General features: G+C 73.7%; 21 protein-coding genes and 1 pseudogene. 12 read left to right on the top strand and 10 right to left on the bottom strand.

The genetic code is table 11. The features are described 5' to 3' along the window. Window positions 1-266 precede the first annotated feature (266 nt). Both AC5K6T_RS02040 and AC5K6T_RS02035 read right to left on the bottom strand, forming a co-directional pair. Entirely contained in the window at window positions 267-1,538 is a 1,272-nt protein-coding gene (locus AC5K6T_RS02040) for a L,D-transpeptidase (protein ID WP_493205056.1), read from the bottom strand. A gap of 220 nt (window positions 1,539-1,758) precedes the next feature. Beyond that, entirely contained in the window at window positions 1,759-2,022 is a 264-nt protein-coding gene (locus AC5K6T_RS02035; RefSeq protein ID WP_493205055.1) for a hypothetical protein, read from the bottom strand. A 26-nt stretch (window positions 2,023-2,048) separates the two neighbouring features. On the opposite strand from AC5K6T_RS02035, the gene AC5K6T_RS02030 reads away from it, so the two are divergent. From AC5K6T_RS02030 to AC5K6T_RS02020, 3 genes are all read left to right on the top strand, one after another. Continuing rightward, on the top strand, window positions 2,049-2,171 hold the full coding sequence (locus AC5K6T_RS02030) for a hypothetical protein (RefSeq protein ID WP_493205054.1): 123 nt from the start codon (window positions 2,049-2,051) through the stop codon (window positions 2,169-2,171). A 555-nt stretch (window positions 2,172-2,726) separates the two neighbouring features. Beyond that, window positions 2,727-3,044: a hypothetical protein gene (locus AC5K6T_RS02025; protein WP_493205053.1), complete on the top strand. Its 318-nt coding sequence runs from the start codon at window positions 2,727-2,729 to the stop codon at window positions 3,042-3,044. 47 nt (window positions 3,045-3,091) lie between these two features. Continuing rightward, entirely contained in the window at window positions 3,092-3,910 is an 819-nt protein-coding gene (locus AC5K6T_RS02020; RefSeq protein WP_493205052.1) for a hypothetical protein, read from the top strand. A gap of 109 nt (window positions 3,911-4,019) precedes the next feature. Here the strand turns inward: AC5K6T_RS02020 and hutH are convergent, their stop codons facing one another. The 3 genes from hutH to AC5K6T_RS02005 all read right to left on the bottom strand — a co-directional run bounded on the left by hutH (window position 4,020) and on the right by AC5K6T_RS02005 (window position 7,791). Beyond that, window positions 4,020-5,558, bottom strand: coding sequence for a histidine ammonia-lyase (gene hutH, locus AC5K6T_RS02015; protein ID WP_493207287.1), 1,539 nt, complete (start codon window positions 5,556-5,558; stop codon window positions 4,020-4,022). Window positions 5,559-5,775: 217 nt separating this feature from the next. Beyond that, on the bottom strand, window positions 5,776-6,918 hold the full coding sequence (locus AC5K6T_RS02010; RefSeq protein ID WP_493205051.1) for a GGDEF domain-containing protein: 1,143 nt from the start codon (window positions 6,916-6,918) through the stop codon (window positions 5,776-5,778). Window positions 6,919-6,987: 69 nt separating this feature from the next. Next, complete coding sequence (locus tag AC5K6T_RS02005; protein ID WP_493205050.1) at window positions 6,988-7,791, bottom strand: enoyl-CoA hydratase/isomerase family protein; 804 nt, start codon at window positions 7,789-7,791, stop codon at window positions 6,988-6,990. Between the two features lie 251 nt (window positions 7,792-8,042). On the opposite strand from AC5K6T_RS02005, the gene AC5K6T_RS02000 reads away from it, so the two are divergent. Next, a complete protein-coding gene (locus AC5K6T_RS02000; protein WP_493205049.1) occupies window positions 8,043-8,873 on the top strand; it encodes a hypothetical protein in 831 nt (276 codons plus the stop codon). A gap of 77 nt (window positions 8,874-8,950) precedes the next feature. Here the strand turns inward: AC5K6T_RS02000 and AC5K6T_RS01995 are convergent, their stop codons facing one another. Beyond that, window positions 8,951-10,069 carry an adenylate/guanylate cyclase domain-containing protein gene (locus tag AC5K6T_RS01995; RefSeq protein ID WP_493205048.1) on the bottom strand — a complete coding sequence of 373 codons (1,119 nt, stop codon included), beginning with the start codon at window positions 10,067-10,069 and terminating at the stop codon, window positions 8,951-8,953. A 303-nt stretch (window positions 10,070-10,372) separates the two neighbouring features. Next, entirely contained in the window at window positions 10,373-11,230 is an 858-nt protein-coding gene (locus tag AC5K6T_RS01990) for a biotin--[acetyl-CoA-carboxylase] ligase (RefSeq protein WP_493205047.1), read from the bottom strand. 128 nt (window positions 11,231-11,358) lie between these two features. Between AC5K6T_RS01990 and AC5K6T_RS01985 the strand changes: the two genes are divergently transcribed. From AC5K6T_RS01985 to AC5K6T_RS01970, 4 genes are all read left to right on the top strand, one after another. After that, window positions 11,359-12,954 (top strand): acyl-CoA carboxylase subunit beta, encoded by a 1,596-nt coding sequence (locus AC5K6T_RS01985; RefSeq protein ID WP_493205046.1) that lies wholly within the window; start codon window positions 11,359-11,361, stop codon window positions 12,952-12,954. A gap of 20 nt (window positions 12,955-12,974) precedes the next feature. Beyond that, window positions 12,975-13,184 carry an acyl-CoA carboxylase epsilon subunit gene (locus AC5K6T_RS01980; protein ID WP_493205045.1) on the top strand — a complete coding sequence of 70 codons (210 nt, stop codon included), beginning with the start codon at window positions 12,975-12,977 and terminating at the stop codon, window positions 13,182-13,184. Window positions 13,185-13,360: 176 nt separating this feature from the next. Then, window positions 13,361-13,489, top strand: coding sequence for a morphogenic membrane protein MmpB (gene mmpB / locus AC5K6T_RS01975; RefSeq protein WP_493205043.1), 129 nt, complete (start codon window positions 13,361-13,363; stop codon window positions 13,487-13,489). A gap of 160 nt (window positions 13,490-13,649) precedes the next feature. After that, window positions 13,650-14,258, top strand: coding sequence for a Maf family protein (locus AC5K6T_RS01970; protein WP_493205041.1), 609 nt, complete (start codon window positions 13,650-13,652; stop codon window positions 14,256-14,258). A gap of 280 nt (window positions 14,259-14,538) precedes the next feature. Here AC5K6T_RS01970 and AC5K6T_RS01965 read toward each other — a convergent pair. Continuing rightward, a pseudogene (locus AC5K6T_RS01965) lies at window positions 14,539-15,057 on the bottom strand (hypothetical protein); the annotation flags it as partial. 458 nt (window positions 15,058-15,515) lie between these two features. Between AC5K6T_RS01965 and AC5K6T_RS01960 the strand changes: the two are divergent. Next, window positions 15,516-17,288 (top strand): acetyl/propionyl/methylcrotonyl-CoA carboxylase subunit alpha, encoded by a 1,773-nt coding sequence (locus AC5K6T_RS01960; RefSeq protein ID WP_493205040.1) that lies wholly within the window; start codon window positions 15,516-15,518, stop codon window positions 17,286-17,288. A 324-nt stretch (window positions 17,289-17,612) separates the two neighbouring features. Here the strand turns inward: AC5K6T_RS01960 and AC5K6T_RS01955 are convergent, their stop codons facing one another. Both AC5K6T_RS01955 and AC5K6T_RS01950 read right to left on the bottom strand, forming a co-directional pair. Then, window positions 17,613-18,566, bottom strand: a complete 954-nt coding sequence (locus tag AC5K6T_RS01955; RefSeq protein ID WP_493207285.1) for a DeoR/GlpR family DNA-binding transcription regulator — start codon at window positions 18,564-18,566, stop codon at window positions 17,613-17,615. 214 nt (window positions 18,567-18,780) lie between these two features. Then, window positions 18,781-20,241 (bottom strand): NAD(P)H-quinone dehydrogenase, encoded by a 1,461-nt coding sequence (locus AC5K6T_RS01950; protein ID WP_493205039.1) that lies wholly within the window; start codon window positions 20,239-20,241, stop codon window positions 18,781-18,783. A gap of 158 nt (window positions 20,242-20,399) precedes the next feature. Between AC5K6T_RS01950 and AC5K6T_RS01945 the strand changes: the two genes are divergently transcribed. The 3 genes from AC5K6T_RS01945 to AC5K6T_RS01935 are packed head-to-tail and all read left to right on the top strand — an operon-like array spanning window position 20,400 to window position 21,986. Continuing rightward, window positions 20,400-20,837 (top strand): gamma-glutamylcyclotransferase family protein, encoded by a 438-nt coding sequence (locus AC5K6T_RS01945; protein ID WP_493205038.1) that lies wholly within the window; start codon window positions 20,400-20,402, stop codon window positions 20,835-20,837. A gap of 33 nt (window positions 20,838-20,870) precedes the next feature. Further along, complete coding sequence (locus tag AC5K6T_RS01940) at window positions 20,871-21,143, top strand: hypothetical protein (protein WP_493205037.1); 273 nt, start codon at window positions 20,871-20,873, stop codon at window positions 21,141-21,143. Between the two features lie 18 nt (window positions 21,144-21,161). After that, window positions 21,162-21,986 (top strand): purine-nucleoside phosphorylase, encoded by an 825-nt coding sequence (locus tag AC5K6T_RS01935; RefSeq protein WP_493205036.1) that lies wholly within the window; start codon window positions 21,162-21,164, stop codon window positions 21,984-21,986. Window positions 21,987-22,187 lie beyond the last annotated feature (201 nt).

The raw sequence follows: 22,187 nt of genomic DNA, 5'->3' as shown, positions 1-22,187 counted from the left end.
GGCCCATAAGGCCCGCATAAGAGACCGATGAGAAGCACCCGGCCCGCAGCGCCCGCAGCACCCTCACGGGCCTGCCACGGGCCCGGTCCGGGGATCCGGCCGGGGCGGCACCTGCGGGCACCGGAGTGACGGCCCGGAGGGCGGCCCCAAGGACGGGCCGGGGGGTGGGCCGGGGGGGGCCGGGGGGTGGGCCGGGGGCGGACACACCGATGCCGCCCCCGGGAGGAGGGGGCGGCATCGGTGGCGGTGCCGGGAGAAGCGGCGGGTCAGACGGCGGAGCCGGCCTTCCACTGCGCCCAGTCCATGTTCCAGCCGTTGAGGCCGTTGTCCGGCGAGACGGTCTTGTCGCCGGTGTTCAGCACGACGACCACGTCACCGACGATGGAGTTGTCGTAGAACCACGCGGCCTCGGTGTTGGGGTCGCCGGCGCCCTTGGTGTCGTTCAGGCCGACGCAGCCGTGGCTGGTGTTGACGTTGCCGAAGACCGAGTCGGCGCCCCAGTAGTTGCCGTGGATGAAGGTGCCGGACGTGGTCAGGCGCATGGCGTGCGGCACGTCCTTGATGTCGTACTCGCCCTTGCCGTCGTCGTCGGTGAAGCCGACCGTGGCGCCGTTCATCCGGGTCTCCTTGAACTTCTCGGAGATCACCATCTGGCCTTCGTACGTCTTGTTCTCGGGCGAACCGGCGGAGATCGGGATGGTCTTGACGACCTGGCCGTTCCGCATGACCTTCATCTGCTTGGTCTTGGCGTCGACGTACGACACCTGGTTGCGGCCGATCTTGAAGGTGACCGTCTTCTGCTGGACGCCGTAGACGCCGTCGGCGCCCTCGACGCCGTCGAGCGCGAGCTTCAGCGTGATGGTGGAGTTCTGCGCCCAGTAGTCCTCGGGGCGGAAGTCGAGGCGGTTGGCGTTGAACCAGTGGCCGACGACCTCCTGACCGCTGCTGGAGGTGACGCTGATGGCCTTCTGCACGTCGGCCTTGTTGGTGATGGCCTTGTCGAAGTTGATCGAGACGGGCATGCCGACGCCGACGGTGGAGCCGTCCTCCGGCGTGAAGTAGCCGAGGAAGCTGTTGGCCTGGGACACGGTGGCGAAGGAGGCGTTCTCGTGGGCCTTGCGGCCCTCCGCGTCCTCGGCGGTGACCGCGATCTTGTAGGTGGTGGCGCGCTGGAGCTGGCCGTTCGGCTTCCAGCTGGTCTTGTCGGCGGATATCTCACCGGCGACGGCCGTGCCGTCCGCGGTCGTCATCGCCACGTCGGTGAGCGTGCCCTTGCTCACGGTGACGGCGGCGGAGTTGTTGAGGGAGGCGTTGGTGGAACCGTCCACGGGTGTGATCTTGATCTGGGCCTCGGAGGTCTTCTGCGCGGCCGCCTCGTCGACCTTGGCCTGCGAGGTGTCGTTCCCCCCGTCGCCGCCCGCGGCCTTGGCGTCGTCGCCGCCGGAGCACGCCGACAGCACCAGCACACCGCCGAGCAGAGCGGACGCGGCCATCAGGCCCCTGCGCCGCTTACCGTCCGTCATCACACGCTTCTCCATCGTTGCCGAATCCCCGGAAACCCCGAGAGTTCCCCGCCACAACCTTCAACGCTACGGCCGTCCCGCCCCGTTCCACATGTCCTTTATGTGTGGGGCGTGCCACTTCCCGGCAGGACCGGTGGCAGCGGCAGTCGGCCGACCGCCCCGTGAGACGACGAAACCCTGGACGGTGGTTGCCGTCCAGGGTCACGATCAGGGTCACGATTTGCCCACGTCCGGATCAGCGCGGCGGCCGCTCGCCGTGACCCGCGCCGTCCCCCCTGCCGCGACCGCCGTCCGCGTCGCTCGCTTCCGTACCCTCTTCGTCCTCCCGGCCGCCTGCCTCGTCCCCGGTGCCCCCGTCGTCCTCTTCCCCGTCCTCCCCGGCCTCATCCCCGTCCGGATCGTCCTCGTCGAGATCCCAGCCGGGGGTATCGGGGTCGAAGTCGATGAGCTCACTGCTCCAGGAGGCCTGCCGGAGCTCGACGCCCGGGAGGTCGCCCAAGTGTCCTCGCGCACGGAGTCCTCGGCGTGCGCGCGCTCCGCCTCCGGCATCCCCTCCTCCTCGGCGACCCGGTGCAGTGCCGCGCCGGTGACGGCGTCGACGTCGTCCACTTCGAGGACGAGTTCCACGCGCAGCCGTACGAAACGTGATGTCCCTGGAGTACTCATGACGGGAGCGTACGGCTCCCCGCCCGGCCCATCCGCACGCCGCCGCGACCTCCCTGCGACTCTCGCGCCGTTCTCCTCCGCCTTCCCCGCGACTTCTCTGCCGCCCTCCCCGCGACCTCCCCGCGACTCTCGCGCCGTTCTCCTCCGCCTTCCCCGCGACTTCTCTGCCGCCTTCCCTGCGACTTCCCCGCGGCTTCTCTGCTGCCTTCCCTGCCGCCTTCCGCCTGCTTTCCCCCGCCTCGCCGATGACTTTCCCGCCAATTTCCGGTGACATTCGGGTGACGCCGGAAGGGCCTTTCCCGCACACTCCATGCAGGGTGAACACATCCGATCGCGACGGACCGGAGCGGATTCGCCCGACCGGCGCACGGGGCCACGCCGCGCGGGGTGGAGCCGCCGGGCGGCACCCGACCCGCGCCGTCACGCCGGCCCGCACGGCTGGCCTGATCCGGCCGACAGGCCCTAGCATCGCCCCACACGGCCAATTCGCCAGCGCCACAAGGGGATCGATATTCCGTGTCATCCGCTCGCCGTCCGTTGCTGACCGCCACCGCCGCGGCCACCCTGCTGGGCGCCCTGTGGTTCGTCCCGTCCGCGAACGCGTCGGGCGACTCCGCGGCGAGAGGGCGTCCGGCGACGGCCACGACGACCACCGCGACGACCGCGACGACCGCGACGTCGACGCAGGGCCGGGCCGTCACCGCGAGCGCCGACGGCTCCTCGCCGGGCGGCACCGAACTCGCCGACACCGGAAGCTTCGACAGCACGCCGTACGTCGTCGGCGGCACGCTCTTTCTGACCCTCGGTGCCGGTTTCGTCGTGTATTCGGTACGTCGAGAGCGACTTGGGTTCTAAATACCGAAGTTTGACCGGCCTTTGACCTACCGCCGATAGTTTCGTCCATGAACAGGACTACGGGGGCGCGACTGCGCGCCACGGCCGTCGTCGGTGCGCTTTCTCTGGCACTGCTCACGGGCTGCTCCGACAACGGCTCTGACGACAACAAGAGTTCCGGCGGCAATTCCGATTCCACGGCCGGCTCCGGTTCGTCGGAACAGGGCACGCGTGCGAAGGCCCCGGGCAAGGCCGAGCTGGACAAGCTGATCATCGCCAAGGGCGAGGTGGCCGGCTACGAGGTCGCTCCGGTCGGGAAGACCCGCACCACGGAGAAGGGCAAGCTCAAGAGCGACGAGAAGTGCCTGCCGCTCGTCTACGTGATGAGCGGGCTCGCGCCCGTCGACGCACCGGCCGAGACGAACGTCATGGCCACACAGGAGAAGAAGCCCGGCGACGCGGCCTCGCCGTCCCTGGAGGACCTGGCCGAGGGTCCGGGGGCCATGTACGAGGCGATGAACACCGACGTGACGATCGTCGCGCTGTCGTCGTACGACGGTGAGGGCGCCGCGGACGCGTTCCGGAGCGTCTCCGACGCGGTCGGGAACTGCTCGGGCGGCTTCGAGGTCGACGACGGCAGCGAGCCGACGAAGGCGACCAAGGTCACCGAGGACAAGACCGTCGGCGCCACCGGCGACGAGGCGGTCGCCTTCGCGGTGACCACCGACATCGATGACGACCAGAGCGGCGTGGTGCACGCCCAAGTGGTGCGGCACGGCAACGTCCTCGCGTCGTACTTCACCATGAACATCGGCGCGCTGATGACGGACAAGGACTACACCGTGTCCGCCCCGGTCGTCGACGCCCAGGCCGGCAAGCTCACGTAGGTCCCGGCCCGGACCCGGCGGCCCGGACAGCCCGGACAGCCCGGACAACGGAAGGGCCCCGTCCTCGGCGGCGAATTCGAGGGGCCCTTCCGTTGTCCGGCCGGGGGCGTCAGCGCAGCGGACCGGTCACCGTCTCCGCGGCCGCGACCAGGGAGCCCGCGGCGACGAACGCGTCCGCCGCGGCCAGGTCGGGCGCGAGGAAGCGGTCGGGGCCGGGCCCGGCGACACCGGCCGCGCGCACGGCGTCGATGACCGCGCGGGTGGCCGGGGCCGGGGTGAGGCCCTCACGCAGCTCGACCGCGCGGGAGGCGGCGTAGAGCTCGACGGCCAGGACGCGGGTGAGGTTGCCCACAGCGGTACGCAGCTTGCGCGCGGCCGACCAGCCCATGGAGACGTGGTCCTCCTGCATCGCCGAGGACGGGATGGAGTCGGCCGACGCCGGTACCGCCAGCCGCTTCAGCTCGCTGACCAGAGCAGCCTGCGTGTACTGGGCGATCATCAGGCCGGAGTCGACACCGGCGTCGTCCGCGAGGAACGGCGGCAGGCCGTGACTGCGGTTCTTGTCCAGCAGCCGGTCGGTGCGGCGCTCGGCGATCGAGGCCAGGTCGGCGACGGCGATGGCGAGGAAGTCCAGCACATAGGCGACGGGCGCGCCGTGGAAGTTGCCGTTGGACTCCACCCGGCCGTCGGGCAGCACCACGGGGTTGTCGACGGCCGAGGCCAGCTCGCGCTCGGCGACCAGGCGGGCGTGCGCGAGGGTGTCCCGGCCGGCGCCGGCGACCTGCGGGGCGCAGCGCACCGAGTAGGCGTCCTGCACGCGCGGGGCGTCGTCCTGGTGATGGCCGGTCAGGCCGGAGCCCTTGAGCACGGCGAGCATGTTGGCGGCGGAGTCGGCCTGCCCGGGGTGCGGCCGGATGGCGTGCAGTTCGGGGGCGAGGACCTTGTCGGTGCCGAGCAGCGCCTCCAGGGAGAGGGCCGCGGTGATGTCGGCGGACTTGTAGAGGGTGTCGAGGTCGGCGAGGGCCATGACCAGCATGCCGAGCATGCCGTCGGTGCCGTTGAGGAGGGCCAGGCCCTCCTTCTCGCGGAGTTCGACGGGGGTGATGCCGTGCTCGGCGAGCAGCGCGGCGGCGGGGCGGACGGTGCCGTCCGGTCCCTCGGCCTCGCCCTCGCCCATCAGGGTCAGCGCGCAGTGGGAGAGCGGGGCCAGGTCGCCGGAGCAGCCGAGGGACCCGTACTCGTGCACGACCGGGGTGATGCCGGCGTTCAGCAGGTCCGCCATGGTCTGCGCGACCTCGGGGCGGACGCCGGTGCGGCCGGAGCAGACGGTCTTCAGGCGCAGGAACATGAGCGCGCGGACGACCTCGCGCTCGACGCGCGGGCCGAGGCCTGCGGCGTGCGAGCGGACGATGTTGCGCTGGAGCTGGGCGCGCAGCTCCGGGCTGATGTGCCGGGTCGCCAGGGCGCCGAAGCCGGTGCTCACGCCGTAGACGGGCTCCGGCTTGGCGGCCAGCGCGTCCACGATCCCGCGGGCCGCGGTCAGGGCCGCGACCGCTTCCGCGGAGAGCGCGACCCGGGCGCCGCCGCGCGCCACGGCCAGAACGTCGGACGCGGTCGTGCCGGACGTCCCCACCACCACAGTGTGCATATCCATATTCAGGAGCGTACGCAGTGAATTCGAAAATGTCACCAGTGGTGGAGGGGTTCACTCCTTACCGCCGGACCGGGTGCCGCGCGGGGCCTTGGCCACGCGGGGCCTTGGCCGGACCGGGCTCCGCCGGCCGCCCTCCCGGCCGGACTCCCGGGCGGCCACGCGGTCCCGCACCCGCACCCGCACCGGCACCGGCACCGGCAGACTGCCCGCCTCAGCCGCGGCCGCGGAAGCTGCGGCGTTCGGCTCCGGCCCGGTGCGAGGGCTCGTCGGCGAGGCGGACGACCGGGTCGTCGGGCCCCTGCCGGCCGGCCACCACGGGCCGGGCCGCACGTACCGCCTTGGCACGGTACTGGGCGGCGTCCGCCAGCCGGAACAGGCGGCGCGCGGAGCGGACCGGGCCGATCGGGTCCTCGGTGGACGCCACCCCGCAGGCGACGCCCTCGCCCAGTTCCAGCTCGGCCGCCCGGCGGCACAGCTCGTCGGCGGCCTTCACCACGTCGTCCGCCGGCGGGCCGACCGCCACCAGGCAGAACTCGTCGCCGCCGAGCCGTGCGGCCAGCGCGCCGGGCAGCATCGCGCCGCACAGCGACAGCACCGAGCCGAACCGTTCCAGCAGACGGTCGCCGACGGCGTGGCCCTGGGTGTCGTTGACCTGCTTGAGCCCGTTGAGGTCGCAGACGACGAGGCTGACCACCGTGCCGTCCGCGCGATACCGCTCGACCGCCTCGTCCAGGCGCATGTCGACGGCCCGGCGGTTGGCGAGTCCGGTGAGCGCGTCGGTGAAGGCCAGCCGGCGGGCCTCCTCCAGCCGCTCGGTCTGGGCGAGGCCGGCGGCGACGACAGCGGCGAGCACGGTGGCGAACTCGGCGTCGGCCGACTCGAACACCGGCGCCCCCGAGGGACGGGCCACGTAGAGCTCGCCCCAGGCCCGGCCGTGCAGCATCACCGGGGCGACGACGCAGCTGCCGCGGCCGCGGCGGCGCAGGGCGGCGACACGCTGGTGCACATAGCCGGGGCGGCCGGCGGCGGGGCCGTCCGCGGTCTCCACCCAGGCGTTGGGGCCGCCGCCGCCCGCCCAGCGCTCGTGCAGGAACTCGGTGATCTCCGGGAACTGGTGCACGGGATAGGTCTCGTCGTCGGGGAACTCCCGCTCGTCCGCCACCCGGTCCCCCACATTGACCAGGACCCGCAGCCTGCCGCGTTCCCGCTCCCAGGCGGACAGCGCCGCGAAGCTGCCGTCCAGCGCGCGGCGGGCGCCCTGGGCGGCGGCCCGCCAGGACTCGCGCGGGGCGTGTGCCGCCGCCATGCCCTGCGCCAGCGCGACCACGGCGGACAGCCGCTCATCATCACCCATTACTCCAGGTTAGGGAGCATCTGGGCGAGATGGGACGGTTTACGTGGCGAACAGGTGGGAGAAGGCCGCTCACTCCCCCGGCCACACCGGGGTGCGCTTCTCGTTGAAGGCCCGCACGCCCTCCGCGCGGTCCCCGGAGAAGGCGACCGAACGCCAGGCCGCGTCCTCCACCTCCAGGCCGGCCGCGAGGTCCAGACCGTGCCCGAGCCGCAGGGCCCGCTTGGCGGCGCGCAGGCCCACGGGGGAGTTGGCCGCGATCCGGGCCGCCAGGGCGAGCCCCGCCGCACGGTCCCGGCCCTCGTCCACCAGCTCGTCCACCAGGCCCAGGGCGTGCGCCTCGGCGGCCTCCACCCGGCGGGCGGTGAAGATCAGCTCGGCGGCTCGGGCGGCGCCGACGCGGCGCGGCAGCAGTTGCGTACCGCCGCCGCCGGGGAGGACGCCGACGGACACCTCGGGCAGCCCCACGACCGCCGTACGGTCCGCCACGATCACGTCGCAGGACAGGGCCAGCTCGAAGCCGCCGCCGAGGGCGAAGCCGTGCACCGCGGCGACCGTCGGCACCGGCAGCTCCAGCACGCCGGTGTAGGCCCCGCGGGCCACCGGGCGCTGGCGGACCAGCTCGGCGTCGGTGAAGGAGTTGCGCTCCTTGAGGTCGGCACCGACGCAGAAGGCGCGCTCGTGGGTGGAGGTCAGCACGACCGCGCGCACGTCCCGGTCCGCGCCCAGGGCCGCGCAGGCCCCGGCGAGGGAGCGGGCCATCCCGGTGGACACGGCGTTCATGGCCTTGGGCCGGTCGAGGGCCAGCTCGGCCACATGCCCCCCGTCCCCGTGCCGCCGTACGGCCACGAACTCCCCGAACCGCTCCTCGCTCACAGCACCCTCCGGTTAACGCGGGTTAACAACGACGCCCCGATCATCGCAGCCCGCTCCGTCCGGGGAAAGAGCCGGCCGGCCGGCCGAAGCGCCGCGCGCGGACCGGACGCCGGTCCCGGCTCCCGCCGCGCGTCACCCCCCGACACCCCGTTCGAGTGACATGCCGCCGAAGCCGCGCCCCCGCACCCGCCCGAGCCCGTAGCGTGCCTGCGCCACGCGCCCCGGGGGCGCGCGGCGGGGAGGGATCCACGATGACGACGTACGGCAGCACCACCGCCAGAGGCACGACGACCACCCGCGCCACCGGGACCACCGGGAACGGCGGGACCACCGGGACCACCGGGACCACCGGGAACGGCGCAACCGCAGCAACCGGCACCACCGTCGAGGAGACGGTCAGGGGTCCCGGCCTCGCGGACCTCCCGCGGCCGGCGGCGTTCGCCCGGCGGCGGCTGCGCGGCAGGCACCGCAGGCCCCGGCCCCGCAAGGTGCTGTTCGCCGCGGGCGGCTGCCTGGTGCTGGCGGCCGGGGCGCTGAGCCTCCTGCGGCTCGCGCCGGGGCCGGGGCTGGGCGGGCCCGGGACGGCGGAGGCCGAGCCGTGGCCGCTCCCGCACCGCGGTGCCGACCGGTCGACCCACGCCGGCGCCACCGTCCCCGACGCCCCGCGGGCGAACCCCTCGGCGTCCGCCCCGCTCGTCGGGGCACCCGCGCCGCGCAGCGCGAGCCCGGCTCCTCCGGCGCCCGCCCCGGTCCCGGCCCTGATCCCGGTGCCGGGCGCGAGCGGGACCGCGCCCCGGCCGGGCGCGGTCCGCCCGCCGGGCGGAGTGACCCGGACGGCTCCGCCCGCCCCGCTCGCGCCGACCGACACCGGCATCCCCCGGCAGCCCGGCGGCACACAGCCCGGCGGCACGGCAGCCCCGGCCGCGCCGGACCCGGGCACCGGAACGCCCGCCCCGGGCCCGGCCCGCACGGCCCGGCCCGCCCCGTCCCCGACGCCCGCTCAGCCGGCCCCCGAGCCGACCGCGACGCCGCACCCGGGCCTGTGCGTCCCGTTCATCGGACTGTGCCTGTTCGGCGGCTGACCCCGCCTTCCGCGGGCGTCGCCCGCCCGGGGGCGCCGCGGTTCCCGCCCGGGGGCGCCGCGGTTCCCTCCCAGGCGCTACGGCGCCTCCTCGCGGCGGTTCAGCAGCCACGGCTCGACGACGCCGAGGCCGCGCACCGGGCGCTGCCACATCGGCTGGAGGGCGAAGCGGTAGTCGGGTGCTTCCTCGCCCTCCTTCTCCGCCGCGGCCGCCACCTCCGCGGCCAGGGCCTCGGAGGCGGGCGCCTCGCCGGTACGGACGAGCTCCTCGGCCAGGGCGCTGTCGACGAGGACGGCGTCACGGGGCGCTATCGAGGTGAGCCGGGAGGCCAGGTTGACCGTGGTGCCGAAGACGTCGCCCATCCGGGTGGTGACCGTGCCGAAGGCGATGCCGACACGCACCTCCGGCATCGTCTCGTCGTTGGCCATCGTCTCGATGAGGCGCAGCGCGATCTCCGCGGCCGTGCCGGCGTCGTCGGCGGCGTAGAGCACCTCGTCGCCGAGGGTCTTGACCAGTCGCCCGCCGCGTGCGGCGACCAGGTCCGCGGCGGTGGTCTCGAAGGCCTCGACGAGCTCGCCGAGTTCCTCCTCCTCCAGACGACGGGTGAGGCGGGTGAAGCCGACCAGGTCGGCGAAGCCGACGGCGAGGCGGCGGTCGACCATCTCCTCGTCGTCGGCGGCCTGCACGACCCGCCCCGTCGCGGCGGCGAGCTGGCGGCGCCAGACGTAGACGAGGAACTCCTCCAGTTCCGGCAGCAGCAGCTCGACCAGGGGGTAGGTGACCTCGGTGCGGGTCATGCCCGGCTCGGGCGGCTCGGTCAGGCCCTCCAGGAAGGAGTCGATCTGCCACTCGGCGAGCCGGTTGGTGGTCTGCCCGGTGGAACGGGCCACCTGTACGGCCATGGCCTCGCTGAGCAGCCCCGCCTCGACCAGGCCGGCGAGGCGGCGCAGGGCGAGCACGTCGGCCTCGGTGAGCGCCTTGGCCTGGCCGATGTCGGCGAAGCCCATGGCCCGCCAGAACCGGGACGCCAGCTCCATGGAGACACCGGCGCTGCGGGCCGCCTGGAACGGGGTGTAGCGCCGCTCGGCGCCGAGGATGAGCTGTTCGAGACGGAGCGCGAGCGGGTCCTCACCGGTGTCGGTGCCGTCGGGCGCTGGGGTACGACCCATGCCGGAGCCGGTGTCGTCGACGGTCACGCCTGCTGCCCTTCCGATCTGCCGCGGTCAGGTATCGACCGGCCTCAACTGTACGGCAGGTGTGGGCCACCTCACTCCGCCAGGTGAGCCGGTCGGGGGCGGTGCTCCGCCGGTCGGGGGCAGTGCTCCGCCAGGTGGGAGCGATGCTCCGCCGGTCGGGGGCGGTGCTCCGCCGGGCGGGAGCGGGACGGGAGGGTGCCGCCGCTCCCTGCGGGGGACCGGCCCCCGCTGACACGGCGCCCCCGCGCCCCGCGGACCCGGCCGGTCTCCGTCGCGCCTCGCGGGGCCGTCAGGCCGGACCCGTCAGGCCGGCCGCAGGTGCACGATGTCGCCGGCGCCGATGGGCTCGCGCACTCCCTCCCGGGTGGCCAGCACCAGCCGGCCGTCCCCGTCGACGGCCACGGCCTCCCCGACGACCGAGCGGTCTCCCGGAAGTTCCGCCCGCACGCTTCTGCCCAGCGTCGCGCATCCGGCGGCGTACGTCTCCTGGAGCCCGGACGCGGCGGGGTCGCCGCCTGCCGCGCGCCAGCGGCCGTACCAGTCCTCCAGGGAGCGCAGCACGGCCCGCAGCAGCGGGTCGCGGTCGGTGCCGGCGGCTCCGGCCAGGGCCAGTGATCCGGCCTGCGGGACGGGGAGTTCGTCCTCGCGGAGGGAGACGTTGACGCCCACCCCGACGACGACCATGTCCGCCCCGGCCCGCTCGGCGAGGATGCCGCCCGCCTTGCGTTCCTCGCCGCCCACGGTCACCAGCAGGTCGTTGGGCCACTTGAGTGCCGTGTCCACCCCGGCCGCCCGGGACAGGCCGGTCGCCACGGCGACTCCGGTCAGCAGCGGCAGCCAGCCCCAGCGGTCCACGGGCACCTCTGCGGGCCGCAGCAGCACGGAGAAGAACAGGCCGGAGCGGGGCGGAGCGGTCCACTGCCGGTCCAGGCGGCCGCGCCCGGCGGTCTGCTCCTCGGCGACGAGGACGCAACCCTCCCGCGCCGTGCCCGCGACGGCGCGGGCCACCAGGTCGGAGTTGGTGGAGCCGGTGGCGTGCACCACCTCCACCTCGCGGTACAGGCCGCCCTCGCGGACCAGCCCCCGGCGCAGGGAGGCGCCGCCCAGCGGCGGCCGGTCGAGGTCGGTCCAGCGGTCGTCTGAGTCATCGTGCGACGTCATGCAAGTCACCCTAGGTGTGGTGTACGCCGCAGTGCTCGCCGTCGGGCCCGCCACTACGCTACGCATGAGTCACCTGAGTCACCTGAGTCATCGTCCCCCCGTTTGAGCAGGCAGGGAGCCGCGTCCCGATGTCCGAGCCGGAAGAGATCGACCTTCACACGACCGCGGGCAAGCTCGCGGATCTCGAGCGGCGCATCCAGGAGGCGACACACGCCGGCTCCGCACGCGCCGTGGAGAAGCAGCACGCGAAGGGCAAGCTGACGGCGCGTGAGCGCATCGGGCTGCTGATGGACGAGGGGTCCTTCGTCGAGCTGGACGAGTTCGCCCGGCACCGCTCCGTGGACTTCGGCCTGGACGCCAACCGCCCCTACGGAGACGGTGTGGTCACCGGCTACGGCACGGTCGACGGCCGCCCGGTCGCGGTGTTCTCGCAGGACTTCACCGTCTTCGGCGGCGCGCTCGGCGAGGTGTACGGCCAGAAGATCGTGAAGGTGATGGACTTCGCGCTGAAGACGGGCTGCCCCGTCGTCGGCATCAACGACTCCGGCGGCGCCCGCATCCAGGAGGGGGTGGCCTCGCTGGGCGCCTACGGCGAGATCTTCCGCCGCAACACCCACGCCTCCGGGGTGATCCCGCAGATCAGCCTGGTGGTCGGCCCGTGCGCGGGCGGCGCGGTGTACTCGCCCGCCATCACCGACTTCACCGTCATGGTCGACCGGACCAGCCACATGTTCATCACCGGGCCCGACGTCATCAAGACCGTCACCGGCGAGGACGTCGGCTTCGAGGAGCTGGGCGGGGCGCGCACCCACAACTCCGTGTCGGGCGTGGCCCATCACATGGCCGGCGACGAGAAGGACGCCATCGAGTACGTCAAGCAGCTGCTGTCGTACCTGCCGTCGAACAACCTCTCCGAGCCGCCGGCCTTCCCCGAGGAGGCCGATCTCGCCGTCGGGGAGGGGGACCGGGAGCTGGACGGCATCGTCCCGGACTCCGCGAACCAGCCCTACGACATGCACACGGTCGTCGAGCACGTCCTGGACGACGCGGAGTTCTTCGAGACGCAGCCGCTGTTCGCGCCGAACATCCTCACCGGTTTCGGCCGGGTCGAGGGCCACCCGGTGGGCGTGGTCGCCAACCAGCCGATGCAGTTCGCCGGCTGCCTGGACATCACCGCCTCCGAGAAGGCCGCCCGCTTCGTGCGCACCTGCGACGCGTTCAACATCCCGGTGCTGACCTTCGTGGACGTGCCCGGCTTCCTGCCCGGGGTGGACCAGGAGCACGACGGCATCATCCGGCGCGGTGCCAAGCTCATCTACGCCTACGCCGAGGCGACCGTCCCGCTCATCACGGTCATCACCCGCAAGGCCTTCGGCGGCGCCTACGACGTCATGGGCTCCAAGCACCTCGGCGCGGACCTCAACCTGGCCTGGCCGACCGCGCAGATCGCGGTCATGGGCGCCCAGGGCGCGGTCAACATCCTGCACCGGCGCACCCTCGCCGAGGCGGAGGCGATGGGCGAGGACCTCGAAGCGGTGCGCGCCCGGCTGATCCAGGAGTACGAGGACACCCTCCTCAACCCCTACGTGGCGGCCGAACGCGGCTACGTCGACGCCGTGATCACCCCGTCCGACACCCGCCGTCACATCGTGCGCGGCCTGCGCCAGCTGCGCACCAAACGCGAGTCCCTGCCGCCCAGGAAGCACGGCAACATCCCCCTCTGAGGCCGCGAAGGAGCGCCGCTGTGACGATCAAGGTCGTACGGGGCAACCCGACACCGGAGGAACTGGCCGCCGCCCTCGCGGTGGTCCGGGCACGCGCCGTCGCGGCGGACGCAGCGGCGCCGGGCCCCCAGGCTCCCCGGGCCGCATGGTCCGACCCGTCCCGCATCGCGCTGCGCCGCCTGCCGCAGCCGGGCGGAACGGCGTGGGCGAGATCCTTCTGGCCGGCCTGACCGGCCCCGGCGCTGCCCGCCGCGGTCGGGCAGCGCCCTGAGGGGCGCGGGGAACCACGTCGGCGTCCGCCGCCCGGCGGCGCGGCAGAGCCGGTGGCCGGGCCGGGCGGAACCGGACGTCCGACTTGAGTACGCGTACTCAGGTGCCTTCCCCGGCCCGGCCCCACGCTGGTGACATGCTGTGGTCCGACCCCGACGACGAGCCGCCGGAAGAACTCCGCGAGATGCAGAACATGCTGCGGCGGCTCGGGATCCTCATGGCGGTCGCCATGGTCCTGGCGATGGTGGCCATCGGTCTGCGGTGAGGTCCCGGAGAGGTCGCCGCAGCGGCCTGCGGCGAGGTCGCCCGTCGTGCCCCGGCGGGGTCCGCGGGCGGGCGTGCCCGAGGCGGGCCGGGCGGGACGGCGGTGAGCCGTGTGGGGGCCGGGGCGGGCCGGGCGGGGGTCGCGCCGATACGCTGACGGCATGACAGCAAAGCCCCGCCGACGGCTCGTCCTCGCCTCCCGGTCCCCCGCCCGGCTCGGCCTGCTCCGCCAGGCCGGTCTCGCCCCCGAGGTGATCGTGAGCGGCGTCGACGAGGACGCCGTGACCGCCCCGACCCCGGCCGAGCTGGCCCTCGCCCTCGCCGAGGCCAAGGCCTCCGTGGTGGCGGCCCGGCCCGACGTGCAGGGAGCGCTGGTGATCGGCTGCGACTCGGTGCTGGAGCTGGACGGGCGGGCCCTCGGCAAGCCGGCCGACGCCGAGGAGGCCACCGCCCGCTGGAAGGCGATGCGGGGGCGCGCCGGCGTCCTCCAGACCGGGCACTGCGTGTGGGACACGGCGGCCGGCCGGTACGCCTCGGCGACCGCCTCCACCGTGGTCCGCTTCGGCGAGCCCACCGACGACGAGGTCGCCGCGTACGTGGCGTCCGGGGAGCCCCTGCACGTCGCGGGCGCCTTCACCCTGGACGGCAGGTCCGCCCCCTTCATCGACGGCATCGACGGCGACCACGGCAACGTGATCGGCATCAGCCTGCCCCTGGTCCGCCGCCTCCTGGGCCGCCTGGACGTCTCCATCACCGACCTGTGGACCTGACCGCGAAGGTCCGCCGGACACCGCGCACCGCACCCGTCAACCGCGCCGCCCGCGCCGCCCGCACCGCCGGTGCCGGGCACCGGCACCCGGCCCGGCCGGTACGGTCCCCCCGTTCCGCGCCCGGAACGGTTCAGCAGCCCGCGAGGCCCGGCGCCCCTCTCCGGTCGCGGCGGCCGGCGGGCACGGGCCCGCTCACGGCCCCGGCCGAGTGCGGAGGCACGTCCCCGTTCGCCGGCGGGGCGGGCGGGGCGTCCTTGCGCGGGGCCGGAGCACCCGGAGCCGGAGTGCCCGGAGCCGGAGTGCCCGGAGCCGTGTGACCCGGCCCCTCGCGGTCCGGACCCTCGCCCCCGGGAGCGCGGTGCCCGGGTGCCGGGCCTGCGGGCGGATTCGCGCCGGGCTCCGGCTGCGCGTCGGGGCGGTCGTACGTCATCAGCAGCAGCACCAGCAGCGCCAGTACGACGGCCAGGCAGCCGAACGCGCCCGGCCCTATCAGGCTCCACGTCAGCGCGGCCAGCAGCCCGTGCACCACGGCCGCACTGATCAGCGTGAGGCGGCCGAAGCCGGCGGGCGCCCGGTCGCGGAGGGCGACGAGCAGGGCGACGTAGGCGCACAGCAGGAAGTACAGGCCGAAGACGACTCCGCCGATCTTGGACGACAGGGCCATCGCGTCCGGGTCGAGGCCCGCCAGGGACATGTTCTGGCGTTCGACGACGACCCCCAGGAACCAGTTGACGGCGGCCACGCCGAAGCCCTCGGCGAACAGGACGACCGCCAACAGCCAGGCCACCGGTCTGCGCATCACGGGTCCCCACCCTCTTCCGCCGTTCGCGAGCCGCCCGGTCCGCCCGGGCGGAGACCTCGACTACGCCGAGTACGCCGAGTACGCCGAGTACGCCGAGTACGCCGAACACACCGAACACACCGGGCATCTCGAGTACGGTCGAGTCATCGCGAACGCTACTCATGGGTAAACCTTCGGACAAGAGTTCTGCGACCGGCAAAGATTCGTTGGGCCGTTCGTAGGGACTCGACAAAGAATCCGGGGGCGGCGCGGCGCGCTCTCACAGAGACCCTGACCGGGGCGGACGGCTAGGGTTTCCCGAAGGAGTCCTGCGCATCCGTGCGCGACAAGGGATTTCGCGGGTCGAGCAAGCCTCGAATCACGCTCCGTGTGGGCAAGCTCACCATTGGGGACGGGTCGAACTGTCGTGTCGGCAGTCCCTAAACTCGGCTTGTTTCAAGGAGGGAGCCTCAATCGTGCGCAAGGTGCTCATCGCCAACCGTGGCGAAATCGCTGTCCGCGTGGCCCGTGCATGCCGGGACGCGGGGATCGGCAGCGTGGCCGTGTACGCCGACCCGGACCGGGACGCTCTGCATGTCCGCGCGGCGGATGAGGCGTTCGCCCTGGGCGGTGACACCCCGGCGACCAGCTACCTGGACATCCAGAAGGTCCTGAACGCGGCCCGCGAGTCCGGCGCGGACGCCGTCCACCCCGGCTACGGCTTCCTCTCGGAGAACGCCGAGTTCGCCCAGGCCGTCCTGGACGCCGGCCTGATCTGGATCGGCCCGCCGCCGCAGGCGATCCGCGACCTCGGCGACAAGGTGGCCGCACGCCACATCGCCCAGCGCGCGGGCGCCCCGCTGGTCGCCGGCACGCCGGACCCGGTCAGCGGCGCCGACGAGGTCGTCGCGTTCGCCGAGGAACACGGTCTGCCGATCGCGATCAAGGCCGCCTTCGGCGGCGGCGGCCGCGGCCTGAAGGTCGCCCGCACCCTCGAAGAGGTCCCCGAGCTCTACGACTCCGCGGTGCGCGAGGCGGTCGCCGCCTTCGGCCGCGGCGAGTGCTTCGTGGAGCGCTACCTGGACAAGCCCCGGCACGTCGAGACCCAGTGCCTGGCCGACCGGCACGGCAACGTGGTCGTGGTCTCCACCCGTGACTGCTCCCTCCAGCGCCGCCACCAGAAGCTGGTGGAGGAGGCCCCGGCCCCGTTCCTCAGCGCCGAACAGAACGCCGAGCTGTACCGGGCGTCGAAGGCCATCCTCAAGGAGGCCGGCTACGTCGGCGCCGGCACCGTGGAGTTCCTCGTCGGCACCGACGGCACGATCTCCTTCCTGGAGGTCAACACCCGCCTGCAGGTCGAGCACCCGGTCACCGAGGAGGTCACCGGCATCGACCTGGTCCGCGAGATGTTCCGCATCGCCGACGGCGAGGAGCTGGGCTACGACGACCCGGTCGTACGCGGTCACTCCTTCGAGTTCCGTATCAACGGCGAGGACCCGGGCCGGGGCTTCCTTCCGGCACCGGGCACCGTCACCGTGTTCTCCCCGCCGTCCGGGCCGGGCGTGCGGCTGGACGCCGGCGTCGAGGCCGGTTCGGTGATCGGCCCGGCCTGGGACTCGCTGCTGGCCAAGCTGATCGTCTCGGGCGCCACCCGCGAGCAGGCCCTGCAGAGGGCGGCACGGGCGCTGGAGGAGTTCCGGGTGGAGGGCATGGCGACGGCCGTCCCGTTCCACCGCGCGGTGGTGCGGGACCCGGCGTTCGCACCGGAGCTGACCGGCTCCGACGCCCCGTTCACGGTCTTCACCCGCTGGATCGAGACCGAGTTCGTCAACGAGATCAAGCCCTTCACCGCTCCCGCCGACACCGACACCGACGAGGAGCCGGGCCGGGAGACGGTCGTCGTCGAGGTCGGCGGCAAGCGGCTGGAGGTCTCGCTGCCGTCCTCGCTGGGCATGTCGCTGGCCCGCACCGGACTGGCGGCCGGCGCCAAGCCCAAGCGCCGCGCGGCGAAGAAGTCCGGCCCCGTCGCCTCCGGCGACAGCCTCGCCTCCCCGATGCAGGGCACCATCGTGAAGATCGCCGTGGAGGAGGGCCAGGAGGTCAAGGAAGGCGACCTGGTCGTCGTCCTGGAGGCCATGAAGATGGAGCAGCCCCTCAACGCCCACAAGTCGGGCACGGTCAAGGGCCTGAGCGCGGAGGTCGGCGCGTCCATCACCTCCGGCTCGCCGATCTGCGAGATCAAGGACTGACCCCGGGATCCGCTGGTGCCCCCGTACCCGCCGCGACGGGTGCGGGGCACCGCACGGCCGCCCGGTCCCGCCGACGTGCGTGGGCCGGGCGCGGCACACGGGCCGAACGCCCCGTCCTCTGAGCCCGGCGGCCGGGCGTACGGCCCGGGCCGCCCGGCGCGGCACACACCCCCGGGCGCCCCCGGGCACCGTCGCCCGGCACCCCGGCACCCCGGCACCCTGGTCGGCACTCTCGCCGGCAGCGGCGTCCGGGCTTCGGCGCCGGGCGCCGAAGCGGCCGCACGGGCGGAGCCCCGCCCTCGTGCCCGGCGGGTGCCGCCCGGCTCAGCGGCGCCGCATGTCCGCCACGCGGGCGGCCCGCTCCGCCCCGCCACCGGTGGGCGGGTCGGTGAGCACGGACGAGGCACGCAGGGAGGCCGTTCCGGGGGCGCCGCGGCGGGGAGCCGGCAGCGGGACGTCGCGGCGCGGCTGGCGCGCCGCGGCGGCGTCACCGCCCGGGCCCGTTCCCGCCGTGCCCCCCGGGGCGTTTCCCGGGGCCCCGGCCACGGTGATCTGGACGCCCTGGTCGGCGAGGGCCTGGAGCTCGGTGCCCGCCCGGTCGTCGTGGGCGGGCGGTTCGTCGGTGACGAGCCGGGTGATCACGTCCGTCGGCACGGTCTGGAACATGGTGTCCGTGCCCAGCTTGGTGTGATCGGCGAGGACCACGACCTCCGCGGCGGCCTGCACCAGGGCCCGGTCGACGGACGCGGAGAGCATGTTGGACGTGGACAGTCCGCGTTCGGCGGTGAGACCGCTGCCGGACAGGAACGCCCGGGACACCCGCAGCCCCTGCAGGGACTGCTCGGCGCCGGAGCCGACGAGGGCGTAGTTGGAGCCGCGCAGGGTGCCTCCGGTCATGACGACCTCCACGCGGTTGGCGTGGGCGAGGGCCTGGGCGACGAGCAGGGAGTTGGTGACGACCGTCAGCCCGGGGATGCGGGCGAGCCGGCGGGCCAGCTCCTGGGTGGTGGTTCCGGCCCCGACCACGACGGCCTCGCCCTCCTCGACGAGGTTCGCGGCGAGGTCGGCGATGACCGTCTTCTCGGCGGTGGCGAGATGCGACTTCTGCGGAAAACCGGACTCACGTGTGAATCCGCCCGGCAGGACCGCACCGCCGTGCCGGCGGTCGAGGAGTCCTTCTGCCTCCAGCGCGCGCACGTCCCGCCGTACGGTCACTTCGGAGGTCTGGACGACGCGGGCGAGCTCACGGAGCGACACGGCTCCGTTGGCACGCACCATTTCGAGGATCAATTGGCGACGTTCTGCAGCGAACACGAAACTGACAGTAACCCCAACGACCGTCTGCTTTCAGCAGTTTGCGCCGAATAACAGAAGTTGTTCGCAGCGGGTGGCAGGAGGTGGTATACGGGGCGAACCCCCGTCACTCCCGTCCCCGCGGGACCCGGCACCCCCGTGCCGGGAGGGAGAGCCGGGTTCCGGTCGCGGCGGCAGGTCAGGCCTCTCCGGTGGCCTGGCCGGTGGCCTTGCGGGTGTGCAGCTGCCGCGCCACCTCGGCGATCGAACCGGACAGGGACGGGTACACGGTGAACGCGTTCGCGATCTGTTCGACCGTCAGATTGTTGTCGACGGCGATCGAGATGGGGTGGATGAGTTCCGAGGCGCGCGGCGCGACGACCACACCGCCGACCACGATGCCGGTGCCCGGCCGGCAGAAGATCTTGACGAAGCCGTCGCGGATGCCCTGCATCTTCGCGCGCGGGTTGCGCAGCAGCGGCAGCTTGACGACCCGGGCCTCGATCTTGCCCGCGTCGACGTCGGCCTGGGTGTAGCCGACGGTGGCGATCTCGGGGTCGGTGAAGACGTTCGAGGACACCGTCTTGAGGTTGAGCGGGGTCACCGCGTCGCCGAGGAAGTGGTACATGGCGATGCGGCCCTGCATGGCGGCGACGGAGGCCAGCGCGAAGACGCCGGTCACGTCGCCGGCCGCGTACACGCCCGGAGCGGTGGTGCGGGAGACCTTGTCGGTCCAGATGTGCCCGGTGTCCTTGAGCCTGACCCCGGCCTCCTCCAGGCCCATGCCCGCGGTGTTGGGGATGGCGCCGACCGCCATGAGGCAGTGCGAGCCGCTGATGACGCGGCCGTCGGAGAGGGTGACCTCGACCCGGTCGCCGACCCGCTTGGCGGACTGGGCGCGGGAGCGCGCCATGACGTTCATGCCGCGACGGCGGAAGACGTCCTCCAGCACGGCGGCGGCGTCCGGGTCCTCGCCCGGCAGCACGCGGTCCCGCGAGGAGACCAGCGTCACGCGGGAGCCGAGCGCCTGGTAGGCGCCGGCGAACTCGGCGCCGGTGACGCCGGAGCCCACCACGATGAGCTCCTCGGGGAGCTCGGTGAGGTCGTAGACCTGCGTCCAGTTCAGGATGCGCTCGCCGTCCGGCTGGGCGTCGGGCAGCTCGCGCGGGTGGCCGCCGGTCGCGATGAGCACGGCGTCGGCCACGAGGGTCTCCTCCGAGCCGTCGGCCGCCGTCACGACGACCTTGCGGGAGCCGCCGAGGGCCTGCACGCCGTCCAGCCGGCCCCGGCCGCGCAGCACCCGCGCGCCCGCCCGGGTGACGGCGGCGGTGATGTCGTGCGACTGCGCGAGCGCCAGCCGCTTCACCCGCCGGTTGACCTTGCCGAGGTCCACCCCGACCACCCGGGCGGGGGTGTCGACGTACGGGGTGTCGTCGGCGACGATGATGCCGAGCTCCTCGTAGGAGGAGTCGAAGGTGGTCATCACCTCGGCCGTGGCGATAAGGGTCTTCGACGGGACGCAGTCGGTCAGCACCGACGCCCCGCCCAGGCCGTCGCAGTCGACGACGGTCACCTCCGCACCGAGCTGAGCCGCCACCAGGGCTGCTTCGTATCCGCCGGGTCCGCCACCGATGATCACGATCCGAGTCACGTACTCCATTGTCCCGCACCTTCGAGGCGGCACCGCCCGGGGGGTCCGGCGTGGCACGTCCGTGACACGACGGCCGGACAGCCGTCACCCGGAGGGGTGGCCCGGTGACGGAGAGGGACGCGTGAGGGCGGCGGTGACACGTGGTGCGGCTGCCGTACCCTCTCCCCATGTCGCTCTACGCCGCCTACGCGGGAAACCTCGACGCGCGGCTGATGACCCGCCGCGCCCCGCACTCGCCGCTGCGCGCCACCGGCTGGCTGAACGGGTGGCGGCTGGCCTTCGGGGGCGAGCAGCTGGGCTGGGAGGGCGCCCTGGCGATGCTCACCGAGGAACCGGGCGCGCAGGTGTTCGTCGCGCTGTACGACATCGCCCCCTCGGACGAGGACTCCCTGGACCGCTGGGAGGGCGTGGGTCTGGGCGTCTACCGGCGGACGCGGGTGCGGGTGCACACCCTGGACGGCGAGGAACCGGCCTGGACGTACGTCCTCAACGGCTACGAGGGCGGCCTGCCGTCGGCGCGCTACCTCGGCGAGATCGCCGACGCGGCGGAGTCGGCGGGGGCGCCCCACGACTACGTGATGGAGCTGCGGAAGCGTCCCTGCTGAACGGGCTCGGCTCCTGGACCCGGGACGTTCTCCGTGTCACGGCCCAGAAGCTCCACCGGCGACGGCCGCACGATCCGCCTGACGCGGAGCGTCCTCGTCGAGTACACCGTCAGCCGGGGCCGACCGCTGGTCTTCGACGGCGAAGTCTTCGACGTCGAGGTCTCCGACGGCAAGGTCTCCGACGGCAAGGACATCCCCGTCACCGACGCGCAGCGCCCCCGCTCCCCGGGCGCGCCCTTTCGTCGGAAACGACAAGACAACGATCGCCATCCCGTGACCTCTCTCATCTACGCGCGTAGGCGATGACCGGCTACTCTCGTCAGCGTGAACGCATCTCTCCTTCCGGACGACATCCAGGGCGACCCGTACGCCGCCGCCGACGCCGCCGCCGCGCGCCTGCGCGAACTGACCGGCGCCGAGTCCCACGACGTCGCCCTCGTGATGGGCTCCGGCTGGGCACCGGCCGTGGACGCACTGGGCGAGCCCGACGCCGAGTTCCAGGTCACCGAGCTGCCGGGGTTCCCGCCGCCGGCGGTCGAGGGCCACGGCGGCAAGGTCCGCTCGTACACCGTCGGCGACAAGCGCGCCCTGGTCTTCCTCGGCCGCACCCACTACTACGAGGGCCGCGGCGTCGCCGCCGTCGCCCACGGAGTGCGCACCGCCGTCGCGGCCGGCGCCAAGACCGTGGTGCTCACCAACGGCTGCGGCGGCCTGCGCGAGGGCATGCGCCCCGGCCGGCCGGTGCTGATCAGCGACCACATCAACCTCACCGCCACCTCCCCCATCGTCGGCGCCAACTTCGTCGACCTGACCGACCTGTACTCCCCGCGCCTGCGGGCGCTGTGCAAGGAGGTCGACCCGTCCCTGGAGGAGGGCGTCTACGCGCAGTTCCCCGGCCCGCACTACGAGACGCCGGCCGAGATCCGCATGGCCCGCGTGATCGGCGCCGACCTCGTCGGCATGTCGACCGTGCTGGAGGCCATCGCGGCCCGTGAGGCGGGCGCCGAGGTGCTCGGCATCTCCCTGGTGACCAACCTGGCCGCGGGCATGACCGGTGAGCCGCTCAACCACGAGGAGGTCCTCCAGGCCGGCCGCGACTCGGCGGCCCGGATGGGCTCCCTGCTGACCCAGGTCCTCGGCCGCCTGTAACCCGCGGCCGCCGCGGCCCCGGGCCCGCGACACCGGCCGGTACGCGGTGCCGGCCGGCCGTACGCGGTACCGGCCCGGCACCGGACCCCGCACGGGTGCGGAGCACCGGCCCGGTGCCGCACGGCGCGCCGAACGGGTGCCGTGCCGCCCCCATGGCCCGGCACGGCATCCGGGTGCCGCGACGCGTCGGCCGTACGGCGT

The sequence above is a fragment of the Streptomyces sp. B8-7 genome, from assembly GCF_058833805.1.
This window is presented reverse-complemented; position numbering and strand designations above follow the sequence as displayed.

Bases quoted from the DNA above. Each gene is read 5' to 3' on its own strand.
- AC5K6T_RS02020 (WP_493205052.1), top strand. From the start codon at position 3,092: ATGAACAGGACTACGGGGGCGCGACTGCGCGCCACGGCCGTCGTCGGT.
- AC5K6T_RS01955 (WP_493207285.1), bottom strand. From the start codon at position 18,566: ATGGTGCGTGCCAACGGAGCCGTGTCGCTCCGTGAGCTCGCCCGCGTC.
- AC5K6T_RS02000 (WP_493205049.1), top strand. From the start codon at position 8,043: ATGACGACGTACGGCAGCACCACCGCCAGAGGCACGACGACCACCCGC.
- AC5K6T_RS01950 (WP_493205039.1), bottom strand. From the start codon at position 20,241: ATGGAGTACGTGACTCGGATCGTGATCATCGGTGGCGGACCCGGCGGA.
- AC5K6T_RS01990 (WP_493205047.1), bottom strand. From the start codon at position 11,230: ATGACGTCGCACGATGACTCAGACGACCGCTGGACCGACCTCGACCGG.
- AC5K6T_RS01945 (WP_493205038.1), top strand. From the start codon at position 20,400: ATGTCGCTCTACGCCGCCTACGCGGGAAACCTCGACGCGCGGCTGATG.
- AC5K6T_RS02040 (WP_493205056.1), bottom strand. From the start codon at position 1,538: ATGGAGAAGCGTGTGATGACGGACGGTAAGCGGCGCAGGGGCCTGATG.
- mmpB (WP_493205043.1), top strand. From the start codon at position 13,361: ATGCTGTGGTCCGACCCCGACGACGAGCCGCCGGAAGAACTCCGCGAG.
- AC5K6T_RS01985 (WP_493205046.1), top strand. From the start codon at position 11,359: ATGTCCGAGCCGGAAGAGATCGACCTTCACACGACCGCGGGCAAGCTC.
- AC5K6T_RS01970 (WP_493205041.1), top strand. From the start codon at position 13,650: ATGACAGCAAAGCCCCGCCGACGGCTCGTCCTCGCCTCCCGGTCCCCC.
- AC5K6T_RS02010 (WP_493205051.1), bottom strand. From the start codon at position 6,918: ATGGGTGATGATGAGCGGCTGTCCGCCGTGGTCGCGCTGGCGCAGGGC.
- hutH (WP_493207287.1), bottom strand. From the start codon at position 5,558: ATGCACACTGTGGTGGTGGGGACGTCCGGCACGACCGCGTCCGACGTT.